This window comes from Methylobacterium sp. Gmos3 (assembly GCF_056430985.1).
The window spans coordinates 308489-326259 of sequence record NZ_JBWJYL010000006.1 but is presented as its reverse complement, the minus strand read 5'-3'; the positions used below and the strand labels follow the sequence as shown (position 1 = coordinate 326259).

Genomic DNA, 17771 nt, shown 5'->3' with positions numbered 1-17771 from the left:
TCAGTCCTCCGCCGGGACCTTCAGCCGGTCGAGCAGGCTCCGCAACTCGTCGCGGCTGGCGTAGCGCAGGCGAATCTCGCCCGTCTCCTCGTCCTTCGGCTTGTAGCTGACGGCGACGCCGAGCGCCTTGTGCAGGCGAAGCTCAAGCGAACGCACCGGTGCCGGGCGCTCGGCGGCGAGACGCGGACGGCCGGGACGGGGCGTCTCCGAAGGCTCGGCCTCCGCAGCCGCCAGGGCCTCGACCTCGCGCACGGACAGGCCCTCGGCCACGATCCGCCGGGCGACGCCCTCGGGATCGCGCAGCGCAAGGAGCGCGCGGGCATGGCCGGCGGTGATCTCGCCCGCGCTCAGCCGGTCCTGCACCGGCTGGGGCAGGTTGAGGAGGCGCAGCGTGTTGGCGAGATGGCTGCGGCTCTTGCCGAGGATCTCGGCCAATTCGCGCTGCGTGTAGGAGAAGTCGCGCATCAGGCGCTCGTAGCCCGAGGCTTCCTCGATCGGGTTGAGATCCGCCCGCTGGACGTTCTCGAGGATCGCGAATTCCAGCGAGGCGCGGTCGTCGATCTCGACGACGACCACCGGTACCTCATCGAGCCCGGCCCGCTGCGCCGCGCGCCAGCGCCGCTCGCCGGCCACGATCTCAAAGGCGCCCGGCACGTCGGCCAGGGGCCGCACGACGATGGGCTGGATGAGGCCCCGCGCCTTGATGGAGCCGGCGAGCTCGGACAATTCCTCCTCGCCGAAATGGCGGCGGGGGTTGCGCGGGTTCGGGCGCAGGAACTCCACGGCGACCTTGCGCTGGCCCTCGTGCTTGGGCGGCGGCTGCGCCGGATCCCCGAAATCGCCGATCAGGGCCGCGAGCCCGCGCCCCAGCCGGGGCCTTGCGACCTCTTCAGCCATCGTCTCTCACCTGTCCTCGAAACTTACGCCGCCGCCGGTACGCGGCCTTCGCGCTGGATCACCTCGGAGGCGAGGCGCAGATAGGCTTGGCTGCCGGCGCATTTCAGATCGTACAGCAATGCCGGCTTGCCGTGCGAGGGCGCTTCCGACACACGCACGTTGCGGGGGATCATGGTCTCATAGACCTTGTCGCCCATGAAGCTGCGCACATCCGCCACGACCTGGGCCGAGAGGTTGTTGCGCGGATCGAACATCGTCAACACGATGCCCTGGATGGTGAGGCGCGGGTTCAGCGCGCCGCGCACCTGCTCGACGGTGCGCAGCAACTGGCTCAACCCTTCCAGGGCGAAGAACTCGCATTGCAGCGGCACCAGCACGGCATCGGCCGCCGCCAGGGCGTTGATGGTGAGCAGGTTCAGGGAGGGCGGGCAATCGATCAGCACGTAGCTGATGCGCTTCAGGCTCTCGGATTGCGCCATGCTCTTCAGCGCCTGGCGCAAGCGGTGCGCCCGGTCCTGCGATGTCGCCATCTCCATTTCGAGGCCGAGCAGGTCCATGGTCGACGGTGCGATGGACAGGCGCGGCACGGCCGTCGGGATGACGGTCTGTGCGAGGCTCGCCTCCCCGGCCATGAGGTCATAGGTCGAGATCCGGCGGCGGGCCTTCTCGATGCCGAGGCCGGTCGAGGCGTTGCCCTGGGGATCGAGATCGATCACCAGAACCTCCTCGCCGATGGCGGCGAGCGCGGTGCCCAGGTTGATGGCGGTGGTCGTCTTGCCGACGCCGCCCTTCTGGTTCGCCAGAGCGAGGATCCGCAGGGGCTTGGCCGGATGGCTCATGTCGGGTCGCTCGGAGGCGTCGACCGTCGTCGCGTCGCTCATCGTGGGCTCGTTTCGGTGAGGGCGGTGACCCGCACGATCCGGGCGTCGGCATCGGTCCGACTCGGCACGAGATCGTACGTAACTCTCCACCGGGTGGAGGCCTGGGTCAATTCCGCCTGCACATCCCGCCCCTTCGGAAACAGGCCGATGGTGCCGGATTTCAACAGAGGCGCGGACCAATCGAGCAGCTGATCGAGGGCGGCGAGCGCCCGCGCGCAGACGATCTCCGTCCCCACCGCGTCGCCGATCACCGCTTCGATCCGCCCGTTGCGGATCGTGGCCGGGGCGCCTGTCAGCCGAGCGGCCTCGGTGAGGAAGGCGCATTTGCGCGTGTTGCTCTCCACCAGCGTCACGCGGATGCCCCTCTCCTTCCCCGCAATCGCGAGGATCAGGCCCGGGATGCCGGCGCCGGAGCCGAGATCGATCCAGGTGCGGGCCTCCGGCGCGAGGGTGAGGAGTTGCAGCGCATCGGCGACGTGGCGGCTCCACACCTCGGACAGGGTCGACGGGCCGACGAGGTTCTTCACCGTCTGCCAGCGATGGAGCTGGGCGACGTAGGCATCAAGGGCCTGCGTTGTTTCACGTGAAACATCGTAGGTCTTCAGGACCTGTTCGCGGGCCGGGTCGTTCATGCCGGTTGCCGCACCGGGCGCTGGCCGCGCTTGGCGTGAGCCGCCAGGAGGGTAAGCGCCGCCGGGGTCACGCCCTCGATCCGCGCCGCCTGACCGAGTGTGCCGGGGCGCACGCTTTCGAGCTTCAGGCGCATCTCGTTCGACAGGCCGCTGATCCCGGCATAGTCGAGCCCATCCGGCAGACGCACCGCCTCGTCCCGGCGGAAAGCGGCGATGTCAGCGCTCTGGCGGTCGAGATAGACGGCATAGGTCGCATCCGTCCGCAGGCGGTCGGCGATGCGCGGCGGGACCTCGGCGAGGTCTGGCCAGACGGCGGCAAGGCGGGCCCAATCGATCTCCGGGTAGGAGAGAAGTTGGAAGGCGCTGCGGCGGATGCCGTCCTGGTTCAGGACGAGGCCGTGTGCGGCGGCCTGACTCGGCGTGAGGCTCAAGGCATCGAGCCGGGCACGGGCGGCGGCGAGGGCGGTGCGCGATCGGTCGAAATGCTCTGCGCGCTGTGAGCCGACGAGGCCGAGGGCGAGGCCGCGCGGGGTCAGCCGCTCGTCGGCATTGTCCACGCGCAGGCTCAGGCGATACTCGGAGCGCGAGGTGAACATGCGATAGGGCTCGCTCACCCCATGGGTGATGAGATCGTCGATCATCACGCCGAGATAGGATTCGGCCCGGTCGAAGGTCGCGAGCGGCTGGTTGCCGGCACAGCGCGCGGCGTTGAGGCCGGCGACAAGCCCCTGCCCCGCCGCTTCCTCGTAGCCTGTCGTGCCGTTGATCTGCCCGGCCAGGAACAGGCCGGGCTGGCGCTTCACCTGCAACCCGGCATCGAGTTCGCGCGGATCGACGTAATCGTATTCGATGGCGTAGCCCGGCCGCAGGATCTCGGCCCGCTCCAGGCCGGGGATCGCCTGGACGATGGCCCGCTGCACTTCTTCCGGCAGGGCGGTGGAGATGCCGTTCGGGTACACGACCGGATCGTCCAGGCCCTCGGGTTCGAGGAAGATCTGGTGCCCTTCCCGGTCGCCGAACCGGACGACCTTGTCTTCGATGGACGGGCAGTAGCGCGGCCCCCGGCTGGCGATGCCGCCGGAATACATCGGTGAGCGATGCAGGTTCGCGCGGATGATGTCGTGGACGGCCTGCGTGGTCCGAGTGATGCCGCAGGCGATCTGCGGGGTGGTGATGCGCTCGGTGAGGGTCGAGAAGGGGACGGGATCTTCGTCCGCCTCCTGCATCTCGAGCCGGTCCCAGGCGATGCTGTCGCGGGCGAGGCGAGGCGGCGTGCCGGTCTTCAACCGGCCGAGACGCAGGCCGAGCCCGTCGAGACTGCGCGCGAGACCCACCGAAGGCGCCTCTCCGACCCGCCCGGCGGGGATCTGCACCTCGCCGATATGGATCAGGCCACGCAGGAAGGTGCCCGTGGTAATCACCACCGCCCCTGCCCCAAGCGTCGTGGCGTCCGCCAGCGCGATCCCGGCGACGTGCCCGGCCGCATCGCGGAGAAGGTCTTCGCAGGCGCCCGGGACGACGTGCAGGTTCGCCGTCTCGGCCACCGCCCGCTGCATCGCCGCCGCGTAGAGCTTGCGGTCGGCCTGGGTGCGGGGGCCGCGGACCGCCGGTCCCTTGCGCCGGTTGAGGAGGCGGAACTGGATGCCGGCGGCGTCGGCCACTCGGCCCATTAGCCCGTCGAGGGCATCGACTTCGCGGACGAGGTGCCCCTTGCCGAGGCCTCCGATGGCGGGGTTGCACGACATCGCGCCGATGGTCGCGGGATCGTGTGTCACGAGAGCCGTCAGGGCGCCACAGCGGGCGGCGGCCGCAGCGGCTTCGACACCGGCATGGCCACCGCCGACGACGATCACGTCGAAGCGGGTGGGACGGGAATGGGGCATGCCCGTGCTTACGCGCGAGGGCAGGGGCGGGTCAACGCAGCAGGGGTGATTCGCGGGGCTCTGAGGGCTGCTTGCCCCAGCCTATCGAGTCGGCTGCCTGGGCTTTGATCAAGACCTGCCTAAAGGCGGGCCACTCTGCCGAAGCTTCGCGCAAGGGTGCACTCAATCTCATTCGTCGCGGCAAGAATGTGGCGAGATCTTGAAGCCGGCTCAATGCTCTGTAATCATGGCGTTACGGTATTGGCGAGGTGTTTGGTTTCGCTCAGCGAGGGGAGGCAACGATGTCATCCTTGTCGATTGGTTTGGGCGCCGCGTGCTGCGCGGCCGGAGCCGCGGCGCACTTTCTGGACACGACCCATCGCAAGGAGGGAGCCTTGGGATTGGCCGGTTTCGGCTTCCTTTTGGTTGGGATGTATCTGACCCGCGCCTGAGTGTTTCACGTGAAACAGTCTCGCGGGCCACAGCGAGCAAAAAACGAACGCCGCCCGGTCCGGTGGGCTTGCCGCCGCCCCGGCGCTCGGCAACAGTTTGGGAGTGCTGATTTCCGATAGACGGAAACGCTCTCTCGCGATGGATGATAGTGACAATGGCCCGCGTCTTCGGCCGGAATATTGGGCTGTGGACCGCCGGCGCGCTCGGCCTCGTCACCATCGGCCCGGTCGCCGTTTTCTCACCGAGCGCCGGCGCCATGCTTCTCGCCCTGGCCGGAAGCCTGAGCGCGGGCACGGCCCTGGCACGGGCTTCCCGTGTGAACGCCCGATGCGAGAAGCTTTCGCAAGAAGTCGACGTTCTCTCGAAGAGGCTTCTGAAAGCGGAGGCTACACCGCCGCGTCCTGTCGGCGAATCGCCGCCGGATACGCTCCGCTCCGAGGTGAATGAACTCACCGTCGAGATCGGGTTACTCAGCGGAATCGTGCGCGACCTCAGCGCGGTGATTCGCAGCCAGGACGACGAGATCGCCGCCCTCAAGGCCCGCGACGTGCCGGTGGCGAAGGAGCCTCCCTCCGCGCCGAAGCCGGTGCCGGCCCCTCCCCCGCCCACGCCGGCTCCCGCCGAGACATCCTGGACGCCGCCCGCCTTCACCCGGCTGCCCGAGCCTTCGCCGACTGTTGCCGAGCCGAGGCCGGTTCCGCCGAGGCCGATCCCGCCCCGTTCGCCTGAGCCGGCCCGAGGCCCGGACGAAACCGAGATCCTCGCCGCTTTCGACCGCGATCTGTTGGAGGTGTTCCTCCAGCCCATCGTCACCCTGCCCCAGCGCAAGGTCGTGGCCTATGAAGCCCTCGCACGGCTGCGGGTCGAGGCGCAGATGCTCGCGGTGGAGCAGTACCTGCCGGCGTTGGAACGCAACGGGCGCACCACCGAGCTCGACCGGCGGATGCTGGCGCGTACCGGCACCATCGTCCGCCATCTCGCGAAGCGCGGCAGCGATGCGCGCGTGACCTACGGCCTGTCGCCGCTCTCGCTGTTCGAGCCCGGCTTCCTGAAGGAGATCGGCCGCATGGCCGGTGACGAGCACGCGCTGGTCGGGCTCGACATTGCGTTGCCCCAGGCGAGCTGGCGCGGGCTCGACCGCGGGCAGCTGGGTCTTCTTTCGGCGTTGCGCGGGCATGTCGGCTTCTGCCTCGATCGCCCGACGGATCTGCGCTTCGATGCCCGCGATCTCGCGGAGTACGGGATCGGGCAGGTGAAGGTGCCGGCGGAGATGCTGCTGCGGCCGAGCGTGGCGCCGGGCGCGCTCAGCGACATCGCGGTGGAGGATCTGGCGCCGGCCCTGGCCCGTGCGCGAATCCGGCTCGTGGTCAACGAGGTCGGATCCGAGGCGGACGTGCCCGACCTGATCGATCTCAACGTGCCCTATGCGCAGGGTGCGGCCTTCGCCCCGGCGCGGCCGGTGCGCGGTGATATCCTCGCGCTCCTGCCGCCGGAGCCGCCGCCTCCGCCGCTGGACGATCCCGGTTCCGAGCGACGCTCGTTCCGGTCGATCCTGCGACGGGCCGGGTGAGGGCGCCTCAGACCGGAACGTTGTCGATGAGCCGCGTCCGCCCGAGAATGGCGGCCACCAGCACGCGGGCAGGGCCGGTGACGCGCTCGACCGGTGCGAGGCTCGCGGCATCGCAAACCGACAGGTACTGCACGGCGAAGCCTGCCGCTTCGAGGCTGGCCACGCCTTCGGCCACCGGGCCCGCCACCGGCCCGCCGTCGCGGGCTTTGGCGGCGATGGCGGCGAGCACGGCGTGGAGCCTCGGCGCACGGCCGCGCTCGTCATCCGAAAGGTAGCGGTTGCGCGAGGAGAGGGCGAGGCCATCCGCCTCGCGGATGGTCGGCACGCCCCGGATCTCGGGCGCCATATCGAGATCGGCCACGACCCGCTTGATCACCTGGAGCTGCTGGAAGTCCTTCTCGCCGAACAGGGCGATGTCCGGCCGCACCTGGTTCAGGAGCTTGGTGACGACGGTGGCGACACCGGAAAAATGGCCCGGCCGCAGGGGGCCGCAGAGCCCATCCGTCAGTCCCGCCACCTCGATCCGCGTCGCGAAGCCCGCCGGGTACATGGTCGCGACGTCGGGCGTCCAGGCCGCGTCGGCGCCCGCGCCCGCCATGGCCGCGAGGTCGGTGGCGAGGTCACGGGGATAGCGGGAGAAATCCTCGTTGGGACCGAACTGGGTCGGATTCACGAACACGCTCACCACGGCCCGCGTCGCGAGGCGCTTCGCCTCGGCGATGAGGGTCAGGTGGCCTTCGTGCAGGGCGCCCATGGTCGGCACCAGGGCGACGGTCTCCCCCACGGCGCGCCAGCCGCAGATTGCGGCGCGCAGGGCCGGGAGATCGGAAAGATGGAGAGGTGTCGAGGCAGTCACGGCCGAACCCTGATGTCAGTCAGGCTCGGTCTAGCCGATTCTCGAGCGCTATGGGCAGTAGGGCAGCACGGACCTGCCATAAGGATCGTCGATGCCCGGCGGCGGCGTGAACCCGTAATAGCTCGGCTTGCCGAGGCCGTAGGGCGAGCCGACATAGCTCGGATCGTCAGGGACGTTGGTCGGCGTCGGCACCCGGCGCGGCGTACACACGATCCGCGCCCGGCGCCTGGGCAGGGGGAGGGGGCTTTCGGCCTCCATCCCGTCGCCACGGGGAAAGTAGCGCGGCAGCGGGGGCGCGCCGGGATCGCCGCCGAAGGGCTCGGCGAGGTCGGCGGCAAAGCCTGGGCCGGCGAGCAGGACGAGCGCCAGCGCCATCGATCCGCCGAGCCGCACAACCGCACTCCCACCCATCCGCAGAGCCTTCGACACTGATGGGGGTGAGGTAAACGATCCGTTACCGGCCCTCGGTGAGGGGCACGATCTCCGGCTTCAGCGCCGCCACAAGGTCTTCCTCCCGCAGGCGGATCTGAAGGCCGCGCCCGCCACCGTTGACGTGGATCTCCGCATCGGGGTCGGTCAGGGCGTGGGCGTCGATGGCGGTGGGGAAGGGGCGCTTCTGCCCCAGCGGGCTGATGCCGCCGACATGGTAGCCGGTCAGCCGCTCGGCATCGGCGGGTTTCAGCATGGCGGCTGATTTGCCTCCGAAGGCGGCGGCCACTCGCTTCATGGCGGCTTCCCGGTCGGAGGCGACGAGCAGGCACACGGTGCGCCCGTCGACGGTGGCCATTAGCGTCTTCAGCACGCGGGCGGGCGGGACGCCCAAGGCCTCGGCGGCCTGCAGGCCGATGCGGGGTGCATCGGGATCGTATGTGTAGGCGTGAAGGGTGAAGCGGATACCGGCCTTGTCGAGGGCCTGCGTCGCGCGAGTCGTCTTGGGAGCCATCGTCGGATCCTACGGGATCCCGTTTTTTCCCGGCAACGGGGACGGGGGATTCGGTTGAGGGTTCAGCCCATGATGCGTGCCGCGATCAGGCGCCCGATCTCCGCATGGGCGGCCTCACAAATCTGCTGCGGCGCCGTCGCACGGGTGAGGTAGACCGTGGCGATGAGCGGCGCGTGCCCCGGCGGACGGAGGATCGCCACATCGTTGTAGGTGCCGGTGTCGGCCCCCCCGGTGCCCGTCTTGTCGCCGACCGTCCAGGTCGCCGGCAAGCCTGCCCGGAGACGCTTGAAGCCCGTCTGGCCGCCCACCATCCAGCCCTCCAGCCGCGCCCGCGATTCGGGGGTGAGCACCGTCCCGAGGAGAACACGGTTCAGGGTTTCGCGCATCGCGGCGGGGGTGGTCGTGTCCCGGGGATCGCCGGGGAGCGAGGTGTTGAGATCCGTTTCCGTCCGGTCGAACCGGGTGACGGCATCGCCCGTGCCGCGCACCCACCGCGTCAGCTCCGCCAGCCCGCCGAGGAGCGCGAATTGCAGGTTCGCGGCGGTGTTGTCGCTCCACACCACCGCAGCCTCGCAGACCTGCGCCACGGTCAGGCTCCGGCCCTCCTGGAACGCCTTCCGGCTGACCGGCGCATAACTCAGGAGGTCCGCCTCGCGCAGCGGCACGACCTGGTCGAGCCGGACCGACCCGGTATCGACACGGGCGAGAACCGCGGCCGTGGCCAGGACCTTGAAGGTGCTGCAGAACGGAAACCGTTCGTCCGCCCGCCATCCGACCGGCGCGATGCCTTCCCCCGCGAGACTGATCCCGAGGCGGCCCCCCGTACCGGCCTCGATGGCCTGCAGACGGGCTTCGATTTCCCCTCCGGCGAGGGCGGGAACCGAGGCGGCAGCGGCCAGCAGACCGGTGCAGACCGCGCGACGGGTGATGAGGCCCATGGGAATCCTCTCTTCGGGAAGGACCGGGCGCAGCGGTGGTCCCGGTTTGCGGCTGTTCCGTGGCACCGGCCGTGATAGGGAGCCGGCGAGGACGCGGCGGAGGTTCGACCGGAATGGCAGGGACGCTTTTCGCCCCCGCGAGCGGGTTCGGCCGCGCGGCGGTGGCGGTGCTGCGCATCAGCGGGCCGGAAGCGGGCCGCGCGCTGACGGCTCTGGCCGGCGCCCTCCCCCCGGCGCGAAGGCTTTCCCTGCGGACCTTGCGCGACCCCGCCGACGGCACGGTGCTCGACCGCGCCCTCGTCGCCTTCTTTCCCGGCCCCGAGACCTATAGCGGCGAGGACATGGCCGAGCTTCACCTGCATGGCGGGCTCGCCGTGCGGGCACGGGTTCTCGATGTACTGTCGCGCCTGCCCGGCTGCCGGGCGGCGGGACCGGGCGAGTTCACCCGCCGGGCGGTGCTCAACGGGCGCATGGACCTCGCCGAGGCCGAAGGCGTCGCGGACCTGATCGACGCCGAGACCGAGGGCCAGCGGCGGCAGGCACTGCGGCAGCTCGAAGGCGCGCTCAGCCGGCAGGTGGCCGCGTGGCGGGAAGAGGCCATCGACCTGCTGGCGGGCGCGGAGGCCGCCCTCGACTTCTCCGACGAGGGCGATGTGGATGAGGCCAATCTGGATGCGGGCCTGATCGGCCGCGCGATGGCTCTGCGCGAGGCCATCGCGGCATCCCTGGCGGATGGGCGGCGCGGGGAGCGGCTGCGGGACGGGTTCTGGGTGGTGCTGGCGGGCGAGCCGAATGCCGGCAAGTCGACCCTGCTCAACGCCCTCGCCCGGCGGGACGCAGCCATCGTCTCCGACATCCCCGGCACGACGCGGGACGCTATCGAGGTGCGGCTCGATCTCGACGGGTTGCCGGTGGTGCTGGTCGATACGGCGGGCCTGCGCGAAACGGAGGAGGTGGTCGAGGCCGAGGGCATCCGCCGCAGCCGCGCGCGGATCGCGGAGGCCGATCTCGTCCTCGCCCTGGTGCCGCCGGGCGGCGCGGCGCCTGATCTCGGCGAGGCTCCCGCCCTGACGGTTCACACCAAGGCCGACCTGCCGGGGACGAAGCCGGACGGTCTCGCGGTCTCGGCCCGCACGGGAGAGGGAATGCCGGCGCTCTTCGACGCCCTGCGGGAGCGGGCCGAGGCGGGCATGGGGGAGGGCGATGCCCTCATCACCCGCGCCCGCCACCGGGAGGCGCTGGAACGCTGCCTGAGCCATCTGGACCGGCTCTGTGCCGGGGCCGGAGGCGGCTTGCCGGAACTCGCGGCGGAAGATCTGCGCCTCGCCGTGCGGGCGCTCGGCGAGGTCGGGGGTCATGTCGGCGTCGAGGACGTGCTGGACAGATTGTTTGCCGGCTTCTGTATTGGCAAGTGACGCGGATCAGGCGTCGAGGGCGAGCAGCGCGAAGCTCGCAAGCCAGTGCTCGCCCATGTAATCGCCTGCGAGATGGGGCATCGCCGCGTCGCAATGCCGGTCGGCGGAATGCAGCATCGGCGCGCGGCGGGGATCGTCGGAAGGCAGGGCCTCGGCGAGGGCGCGCAGGCACCACGCCCGGCTGAGGTTCAGCCCGTCGAGATGGGCGATCTTGCCGTCGCTGCGGTCGGTGGCGAGGGCGGGCATGAACAGGGTCGCGGGCTCGCCTTGCGCAAGGCGGGGCAGGAAGCGGTCGAACCATGGTGCGAACGCCTCCGACGGAAGCAGCCGGCGCAGGGCTTCCGCCTCGATCAGGGCCGGGGACAGGAAGTCGTCGCCGCCGGGCTCGCCCCAGGCGGGGCAATCCGTGTCGGCCCCGTACCAGGCAAGGGCCTTCTCCCGCAGCAAGGCTTCGAGGTCGTCTCCCGCATAGTCAGCGGCGAGGCGCAGGGCGAAGGCGGTGTTGAAATGCGTGCCCACCCGTACCGGGTACGGGGCGATCGGCAGGAACTTGGTGAAGTGGTTGGCGATCCGCTCCGCCAGTGGGGCCAGCGCTTCGCCCCAGCGCGGGGTCTCGGCCGCCCGGAGTTCGGAGGCGAGTTTCAGGAGCCAAGCCCAACCATAGGGGCGCTCGAAACCTCGTGCCGAAGGCGCATCGAAGGTAGAACATTCGCCAGCTATCTTTTCCGGCACGAGCTGGTGGTCGAACAGCGAGCGGATCGCGCCCGCCGTGGCGAGATCGGGAAACGCCCGCAGCAGCCGGGCGAGCAGCCAGTAGCCGTGGACGCAGGAATGCCAGTCGAAGCTGCCGTGGAACACCGGGTGCATCGCCGCGGGCGGGCGCACGTCGTCCGGCCCGGCGAAGACGATGCCGGGCTTGTGCGGATACTCCCGAGCGACATGCCCCAGGGCGATGGACGCGAAGCGTTCGGCGATCTCCCGCGTCAGGCGATGGCCCATCGCTCCCTCCCTCAGCTGCGCAGGCCCGGCGCCTCCCGGCCCGTGCTGGCGACGTACTCGGTGTAGCCGCCGCCATATTGGTGCGCGCCGTCGGGAGTGATTTCCAGCACCCGGTTCGACAGGGCGGCGAGGAAGTGCCGGTCGTGGGAGACGAACAACATCGTCCCCTCGAAGGAGGCCAGCGCCTCCACCAGCATCTCCTTGGTGCCGATATCGAGATGGTTCGTCGGCTCATCGAGCACGAGGAAGTTCGGCGGGTCGTAGAGCATCAGCGCGAGCACCAGCCGCGCCTTCTCGCCGCCGGAGAGCACGCGGCAGCGCTTCTCGATGTCGTCGCCCGAGAAGCCGAAGCAGCCGGCGAGCGTGCGCAGCGAGCCCTGGCCCGCCTGCGGGAAGGCCTCCTCCAGGGTCTCGAACACGGTGCGCTCGCCGTCGAGCACGTCCATGGCGTGCTGGGCGAAGTAGCCGAGCTTCACGCTGCCGCCAACCGTCACCGTGCCGGCATCCGGCGTCGTGATGCCGGTGACGAGCTTGAGCAGCGTCGACTTGCCGGCGCCGTTCACGCCCATCACGCACCAGCGCTCCTTGCGGCGGATGGAGAAGTCGAGCCCGTCATAGATGGCGCGGCTGCCGTAGCGCTTCGCCACGCCCTTCATCATCACCACGTCGTCGCCGGAGCGCGGCGGCGCCTGGAACTCGAAGGCCACCGATTGGCGGCGCCGGGGCGGCTCGACGCGCTCGATCTTGTCGAGCTTCTTCACCCGGCTCTGCACCTGCGCGGCGTGCGAGGCGCGGGCCTTGAAGCGCTCGATGAACTGGATCTCCTTGGCGAGCATCGCCTGCTGGCGCTCGTACTGCGCCTGCCGCTGCGCCTCATTCTGCAAGCGCTGCTGCGCGTAGAAGGCGTAATCGCCCGAGTAGGTGGTGAGGGTGCCGCCGTCGATCTCGATGATCTTGTTGACGATGCGGTTCATGAACTCCCGGTCGTGGGAGGTCATCAGCAGGGCGCCGTCGTAGCCGCGCAGGAAGTTTTCGAGCCAGATCAGGCTCTCGATGTCGAGGTGGTTCGAGGGCTCGTCGAGGAGCATCGCGTCGGGGCGCATCAGCAGGATGCGGGCCAGCGCCACGCGCATCTTCCAGCCGCCGGAAAGGGCGCCGACATCCCCCTCCATCATCTCCTGGCTGAAGCCGAGGCCGTCGAGGGTTTCCCGCGCCCGGCCATCGAGGGCATAGCCGTCGAGTTCCTCGAACCGGGCCTGCACCTCGCCGTAGCGCTCGATCAGCGCGTCCATCTCGTCGGCGCGATCAGGGTCGGCCAAGGCCGCGCCGAGTTCGGCGAGTTCGGTGGCGATGGCGCTCACCGGCCCGGCCCCGTCCATCACTTCCGCGACGACGCTGCGGCCCGCCATCTCGCCGACATCCTGGCTGAAATAGCCGATCGTCACCCCCCGCTCGGATTGGACCTGCCCCTCGTCGGGCTGCTCCTCGCCGGTGATCATGCGGAACAGGGTGGTCTTGCCGGCGCCGTTCGGGCCGACGAGCCCGACCTTCTCGCCCCGCTGCAAGGCGGCGCTGGCCTCGATGAAGACCAGTTGTTTGCCGTTCTGCTTTGTTATGCGGTCAAGGCGTATCATGGGTCGGGGTCGAGTCTCGGAAGAGGGGCCCGAGGCGATTACGGCATGGGCCGCGCCCACGCAAAGCATGGCAGCGCAGCGTCGCACCCGGGAAACGGCGACGCTGTTGCGAGTTGCCAAGCGCAACGAGAGGACGACGATGCTGTTCGGCTGGTGGAAGATGGGCATGGACATGTCCATGCTCGCGATGGAAGCGCAGGGGGTGATCCTGCAGCGTATGACGATGCTGTCGATGGGCGGCCCCGCCGCGCAGGTCGAGGCGCAGCGCATGGTGACAGAGAAGGTCTACGCGGCCGGCGAGGCGATGATGATGATGGCCTCCGGCGCGTCGAACCAGAAGGTGATTCACAGCTACCGCCGGAAGGTGCAGGCGAACGCCACGCGGCTCAGCCGGCGTTCCTGAGTTCACCCGTCATTGCGAGCGGAGCGAAGCAATCCAGGGAGCCGCCAAGGTCCGGAAGGTCCCGCATCCCTGGATTGCTTCACTGCGTTCGCAATGACGGCGAGGGTCAGTTGTTGGCGGTGCGGAACGTGTCGCAGGCCTTGGTCTGGCCGCTCTTGTAGCCGGCCGAGAACCAGCGCTGGCGCTGGGCCGAGGAGCCGTGGGTGAAGGAATCCGGCACCACGTAGCCGCGCGAGCGCTGCTGAAGGGCGTCGTCGCCGATCTGCGCGGCGGCGTTCAGGGCCTCGTCGATGTCGCCCTGGTCCAGTTCGGCGTATTTGTCGTTCGAGTTCTTGGCCCAGACGCCCGCGAGGCAATCGGCCATCAGCTCGATGCGGACCGAGAGGGCGTTCGCCTCGCTCTTGCTCGACGCCTGCTGCTGGCGGGCCTGCACCTTGCCGAGGATGCCGAGCACGTCCTGCACGTGGTGGCCGACCTCGTGCGCGATGACGTAGGCATAGGCGAAATCGCCCTTCACGCCGAACTTCGTCGCCATCTCCTTGAAGAAGCTGGTGTCGAGGTAAACCTTCTTGTCGAGGGGGCAGTAGAACGGCCCCATCGCCGCCTGCGCCGAACCGCAGCCCGAGCGCGTGCCGCCCGTGTAGAGCACCAGCGTCGTCGGGGTGTATTGCTTGCCGGTCTGCTGCGGCAGGATCGTGCTCCACACGTCCTCGGTGTTGCCGAGGATCTTGGAGGCGAAGCGCCCGCTCTCGTCGGTCGGGGCCTGGCGGCGCTTGGCCTGGGTCTGCGGGTCCGTCTGCTCCTGGCGCTGACCGCCGCCCCGGGTGATCGACTCGGCGCCGCCCATCAGGATCGCCGGGTTGATGCCCGTGAAGTAGCTGATGATCAGCACCACGACGATGGTGCCGATGCCGAGCCCGCCGGCGCCGCCGCCGGGGAAGCCCATGCCGCCACCGCCGCCGCCGCCTTCACCACGCCGGTCCTCGACGTTGTCGGAGCTCCGTAGATCTTCCCAGCGCATGATCCCGCCATCCGTGCCGCACCGGCCGCATCCGGCCTGGTCTAATGGCGGGAGGGGAGACCCGGTTCCGCGCGCACCGTCAAGCTTTCCCGTCGAGGGCCGCCCGCACGGCGCGGAAGTCCCGCCACGCGAGCCGCTTCTGCAGGGGCTGGCGCAGGAGGAAGGCCGGGTGCAGCGTCGCGAGGAGCTTCGCCTCGCGGGAGGGCAGCGTGTAGGGGAAGACGCGCCCGCGGGTCTTCAGGATGCCGTCCTTGGTGCCGGTGAGCGTCTGCGTCGCCGGGGCGCCGAGGCAGACGATCAGCTCGGGGTCGACCAGTTCGATCTGCCGCTCCACGAAGGGCTTGCAGGTCGCGACCTCCTGCGGGGTCGGGTTGCGGTTGCCCGGCGGGCGCCACGGCACGACGTTGGCGATGTAGGCCGAACTCCGGTCGAGGCCGATGGCCGCCATCATCTTGTCGAGGAGCTGGCCGGAGCGGCCCATGAACGGCTTGCCGATCCGATCCTCGTCGGCGCCCGGCGCCTCGCCCAGAAACATCACCCGCGCCTGCGGATTGCCGTCCCCGAACACGAGGTTCTTGGCGGTGAAGCGCAGGGGGCAGGCATCGAACGCGGCGAGGATCGCCTCCAGTTCCTCCAGGCTCGCGGCATTGCGGGCCCTGGCGCGGGCATCGCCCGCCGCCGCCTCGGGCTCGGCGGAGGCGGCCCGGCCGAAGGTGGCGCGGGGCGCGGGGCGCGGCGCCTCCTGCGGGGGAGGGGAGGGGACCGGAGCGGGCGCCGCCGCCCGGCGGGGCGCGGGCCGGGCGCGGATGGGCTCCGGCGCGTCGGCTTCGGTGAAGCGGTCGTGCGGCGTTTCGTCGAGCGCGACATCGACCCCGGCCTCCGTCTGGAAGTCGAGGATGGCGATGAGGTCGGCCTGCGCGTCGGCGGGGTTCGGCATCGTCTCTAAGTGGGGGCGGCCGGGCCTGTGGACAACGTTCCGGCCATGGCCTCGGCGCGGTGCTGCCTTAAGTGCGCTTGCGTTTCTAGCTTGGAATCGGTTCAGACGGCAGACAAAGCTGACACAAGAAGATCAGGAGTGGTGAGGATGGCGCTGCCCGAACGGGAGAGCATGGATTTCGATGTGGTGGTGGTCGGTGCCGGGCCTGCGGGTCTCTCGGCCGCCATCCGCCTGAAGCAGCGCGCCGCCGAAATCGGCGAGGAGATCAGCGTCGTCGTGGTGGAGAAGGGCTCCGAGGTCGGCGCCCACATCCTGTCCGGGGCGGTGATCGATCCGATCGGGCTCGATGCCCTGCTTCCTGAATGGCGCACCGATCCCGAGCGCCCGCTCAAGACCGCCGTCGAGCGGGACGAGTTCATGATGCTCACCAAAAACAGCGGCATCACCCTGCCGAACCTGTTCTTCCCCAAGCTGATGTCGAACCACGGCAACTTCGTCGGCTCTCTGTCGAACGTGTGCAAGTACCTCGGCGCCCAGGCCGAGGCGCTCGGTGTCGAGATCTACCCGGGCTTCCCGGCCTCGGAGGTGCTGTTCGACGAGGCCGGCGCGGTGGTCGGCATCGCCACGGGCGATCTCGGCATCGGCAAGGCGGGCGAGCCGCGCGACGATTACACCCGCGGCATGGAATTGCGCGGCAAGTACACGGTGTTCGGCGAGGGCGCGCGGGGCAACCTCACCAAGGGGCTCATCGCCCGCTACGGGCTCAACGCCCACAGCGATCACTTCAAGTACGGGCTCGGGGTGAAGGAGCTGTGGCAGCTCGCCCCCGGCAAGTTCGAGCCCGGCCTCGTCCAGCACACGATGGGCTGGCCGCTGCCGAACAAGGCCGGCGGCGGAAGCTGGCTCTACCATTTCGACGACCACCTGCTCTCGGTGGGGTTCGTGACGCACCTGAACTACGAGAACCCGACCCTGTCGCCGTTCGAGGAGTTCCAGCGCTTCAAGACCCACCCGATGATCGCGGAGACCTTCGAGGGCGCCAAGCGCATCGGCTACGGCGCGCGGGCGATCATGGAAGGCGGCTGGCAATCGGTGCCGAAGCTCGTCTTCCCCGGCGGCTGCCTGGTGGGCTGCTCGGCGGGCTTCGTGAACGTGCCGCGCATCAAGGGCTCGCACAACGCGGTGCTCTCCGGGATGCAGGCGGCCGATGCCATCGCCGACGCCCTCAAGGCCGGGCGCCAGGGCGACGAGCTGACCGCCTACGACCGGGGCTGGCGCGACAGCCCCATCGGGCAGGACCTGAAGCCGGTGCGCAACGTGAAGCCGCTCTGGTCCAAGTACGGCACGCTGGTCGGCATCGGGCTGGGCGGCATCGACATGTGGGCGACGAGCGTCCTCGGCACGTCGCCGTTCGGCACGCTCTCCCACGGCAAGCCGGACCATGCCTGCCTCAAGCCGCTCTCGGAGGTGACGCCGATCACCTACCCGAAGCCGGACGGCAAGCTGACCTTCGACCGGCTTTCCTCGGTGTACCTGTCGAACACCAACCACGAGGAGGACCAGCCGCCGCACCTCAAGGTGCGGGACATGGAGTTGCAGAAGCGCTCCGAGCACGACGTGTTCGGCGGCCCCTCCAACCGCTACTGCCCGGCCGGCGTCTACGAGTGGGTCGAGGACGCTTCCGCCTCGGACGGGGTGCGCTACCAGATCAACGCGCAGAACTGCGTCCACTGCAAGACCTGCGATATCAAGGACCCGAACCAGAACATCGACTGGGTGACGCCGGAGGGGCCGGGCGGGCCGAACTACCCGAACATGTGACCAGAGCCGTCATTGCGAGCGGACGCGAAGCAATCCAGGGCGGCGGGACGCTCTCCGAGCAAAGCTCTTCCCTGGATTGCTTCACGGTGTTCGCAAAGACGGACGGATCGTTCGAATGGGAGCGATTTTCCGAGCGCGATCTTCACGCCTCGCACCGATCCTCGCGGGCACGAGGTGACGATGCCTGACGCCCTGACGATCGCGACCGGCGGAATGACGACGGCGAGCCAGCGGCTCGACGCCGTGGCCGGTCGCGTCGCCGCCTTCGGGACCGAAACGGTGACCGATCGCGGCGGCGCGCTGCCGCCGGCCGCGACAATCGACCTCTCGGCGACGGCCCTCGACCTGATCGAGGCCAGGACGAGCTTCGCCCTGAACGCCGCCGTGGCGCGCACCGCCGACACGATGACCAAGCGGACCCTCGACATTCTGGCCTGACAAACCCGTGAGCCCCGCGCCATCCTTTCGCCTTGCGGCGGTGGCGGGATGAGTCCAGTCTCCGGGCGCTT

At 69.7% G+C, this 17771-nt stretch carries 17 protein-coding genes; 5 read left to right on the top strand and 12 right to left on the bottom strand.

What is annotated here, in order from left to right; translation table 11 throughout:
- From ACS5Q7_RS14730 to mnmG, 4 genes are read right to left on the bottom strand one after another with little or no spacing between them, the layout of a single operon-like run.
- On the bottom strand, nucleotides 1–897 hold the full coding sequence (locus ACS5Q7_RS14730) for a ParB/RepB/Spo0J family partition protein (protein ID WP_478340039.1): 897 nt from the start codon (nucleotides 895–897) through the stop codon (nucleotides 1–3).
- A 23-nt stretch (nucleotides 898–920) separates the two neighbouring features.
- Complete coding sequence (locus tag ACS5Q7_RS14725; RefSeq protein ID WP_478340038.1) at nucleotides 921–1778, bottom strand: ParA family protein; 858 nt, start codon at nucleotides 1776–1778, stop codon at nucleotides 921–923.
- A complete protein-coding gene (rsmG, locus tag ACS5Q7_RS14720; protein WP_478340037.1) occupies nucleotides 1775–2410 on the bottom strand; it encodes a 16S rRNA (guanine(527)-N(7))-methyltransferase RsmG in 636 nt (211 codons plus the stop codon). The genes ACS5Q7_RS14725 and rsmG overlap by 4 nt, the downstream gene beginning before the upstream one ends.
- Nucleotides 2407–4293, bottom strand: coding sequence for a tRNA uridine-5-carboxymethylaminomethyl(34) synthesis enzyme MnmG (gene mnmG, locus ACS5Q7_RS14715; protein ID WP_478340036.1), 1887 nt, complete (start codon nucleotides 4291–4293; stop codon nucleotides 2407–2409). The genes rsmG and mnmG overlap by 4 nt, the downstream gene beginning before the upstream one ends.
- A 586-nt stretch (nucleotides 4294–4879) precedes the next feature.
- On the opposite strand from mnmG, the gene ACS5Q7_RS14710 reads away from it, so the two are divergent.
- On the top strand, nucleotides 4880–6295 hold the full coding sequence (locus tag ACS5Q7_RS14710; protein ID WP_478340035.1) for an EAL domain-containing protein: 1416 nt from the start codon (nucleotides 4880–4882) through the stop codon (nucleotides 6293–6295).
- 7 nt (nucleotides 6296–6302) lie between these two features.
- Here the strand turns inward: ACS5Q7_RS14710 and panC are convergent, their stop codons facing one another.
- From panC to bla, 4 genes are all read right to left on the bottom strand, one after another.
- Nucleotides 6303–7151: a pantoate--beta-alanine ligase gene (gene panC / locus ACS5Q7_RS14705; protein ID WP_478340034.1), complete on the bottom strand. Its 849-nt coding sequence runs from the start codon at nucleotides 7149–7151 to the stop codon at nucleotides 6303–6305.
- 48 nt (nucleotides 7152–7199) lie between these two features.
- Entirely contained in the window at nucleotides 7200–7562 is a 363-nt protein-coding gene (locus ACS5Q7_RS14700) for a hypothetical protein (protein WP_478340033.1), read from the bottom strand.
- Nucleotides 7563–7605: 43 nt separating this feature from the next.
- The gene (locus tag ACS5Q7_RS14695; RefSeq protein ID WP_478340032.1) at nucleotides 7606–8094 is read right to left on the bottom strand and encodes an aminoacyl-tRNA deacylase; all 489 of its coding nucleotides are present in this window, start codon (nucleotides 8092–8094) and stop codon (nucleotides 7606–7608) included.
- A gap of 62 nt (nucleotides 8095–8156) precedes the next feature.
- On the bottom strand, nucleotides 8157–9032 hold the full coding sequence (gene bla / locus ACS5Q7_RS14690) for a class A beta-lactamase (protein ID WP_478340031.1): 876 nt from the start codon (nucleotides 9030–9032) through the stop codon (nucleotides 8157–8159).
- Between the two features lie 113 nt (nucleotides 9033–9145).
- Here bla and mnmE point away from each other — a divergent pair, with 113 nt between their 5' ends.
- Nucleotides 9146–10447: a tRNA uridine-5-carboxymethylaminomethyl(34) synthesis GTPase MnmE gene (gene mnmE / locus ACS5Q7_RS14685; RefSeq protein WP_478340030.1), complete on the top strand. Its 1302-nt coding sequence runs from the start codon at nucleotides 9146–9148 to the stop codon at nucleotides 10445–10447.
- Nucleotides 10448–10453: 6 nt separating this feature from the next.
- Here mnmE and ACS5Q7_RS14680 read toward each other — a convergent pair whose 3' ends face one another.
- Nucleotides 10454–11446, bottom strand: a complete 993-nt coding sequence (locus tag ACS5Q7_RS14680) for a DUF2891 domain-containing protein (RefSeq protein WP_478340029.1) — start codon at nucleotides 11444–11446, stop codon at nucleotides 10454–10456.
- An 11-nt stretch (nucleotides 11447–11457) separates the two neighbouring features.
- Nucleotides 11458–13080, bottom strand: coding sequence for an ABC-F family ATP-binding cassette domain-containing protein (locus ACS5Q7_RS14675; RefSeq protein ID WP_478340028.1), 1623 nt, complete (start codon nucleotides 13078–13080; stop codon nucleotides 11458–11460).
- A 139-nt stretch (nucleotides 13081–13219) separates the two neighbouring features.
- Here ACS5Q7_RS14675 and ACS5Q7_RS14670 point away from each other — a divergent pair, with 139 nt between their 5' ends.
- Nucleotides 13220–13483: a hypothetical protein gene (locus ACS5Q7_RS14670; RefSeq protein ID WP_478340143.1), complete on the top strand. Its 264-nt coding sequence runs from the start codon at nucleotides 13220–13222 to the stop codon at nucleotides 13481–13483.
- Between the two features lie 106 nt (nucleotides 13484–13589).
- Here ACS5Q7_RS14670 and ypfJ read toward each other — a convergent pair whose 3' ends face one another.
- Together ypfJ and ACS5Q7_RS14660 are read right to left on the bottom strand one after the other, a co-directional pair.
- On the bottom strand, nucleotides 13590–14504 hold the full coding sequence (gene ypfJ / locus ACS5Q7_RS14665; RefSeq protein ID WP_478340027.1) for a KPN_02809 family neutral zinc metallopeptidase: 915 nt from the start codon (nucleotides 14502–14504) through the stop codon (nucleotides 13590–13592).
- Between the two features lie 79 nt (nucleotides 14505–14583).
- Nucleotides 14584–15441: a uracil-DNA glycosylase gene (locus tag ACS5Q7_RS14660; protein ID WP_478340026.1), complete on the bottom strand. Its 858-nt coding sequence runs from the start codon at nucleotides 15439–15441 to the stop codon at nucleotides 14584–14586.
- A gap of 147 nt (nucleotides 15442–15588) precedes the next feature.
- Between ACS5Q7_RS14660 and ACS5Q7_RS14655 the strand changes: the two genes are divergently transcribed.
- Both ACS5Q7_RS14655 and ACS5Q7_RS14650 read left to right on the top strand, forming a co-directional pair.
- Nucleotides 15589–17262 (top strand): electron transfer flavoprotein-ubiquinone oxidoreductase, encoded by a 1674-nt coding sequence (locus ACS5Q7_RS14655; RefSeq protein ID WP_478340025.1) that lies wholly within the window; start codon nucleotides 15589–15591, stop codon nucleotides 17260–17262.
- Between the two features lie 180 nt (nucleotides 17263–17442).
- Nucleotides 17443–17700 carry a flagellar protein gene (locus ACS5Q7_RS14650; RefSeq protein WP_478340024.1) on the top strand — a complete coding sequence of 86 codons (258 nt, stop codon included), beginning with the start codon at nucleotides 17443–17445 and terminating at the stop codon, nucleotides 17698–17700.
- The last annotated feature ends 71 nt before the right edge of the window (nucleotides 17701–17771 follow it).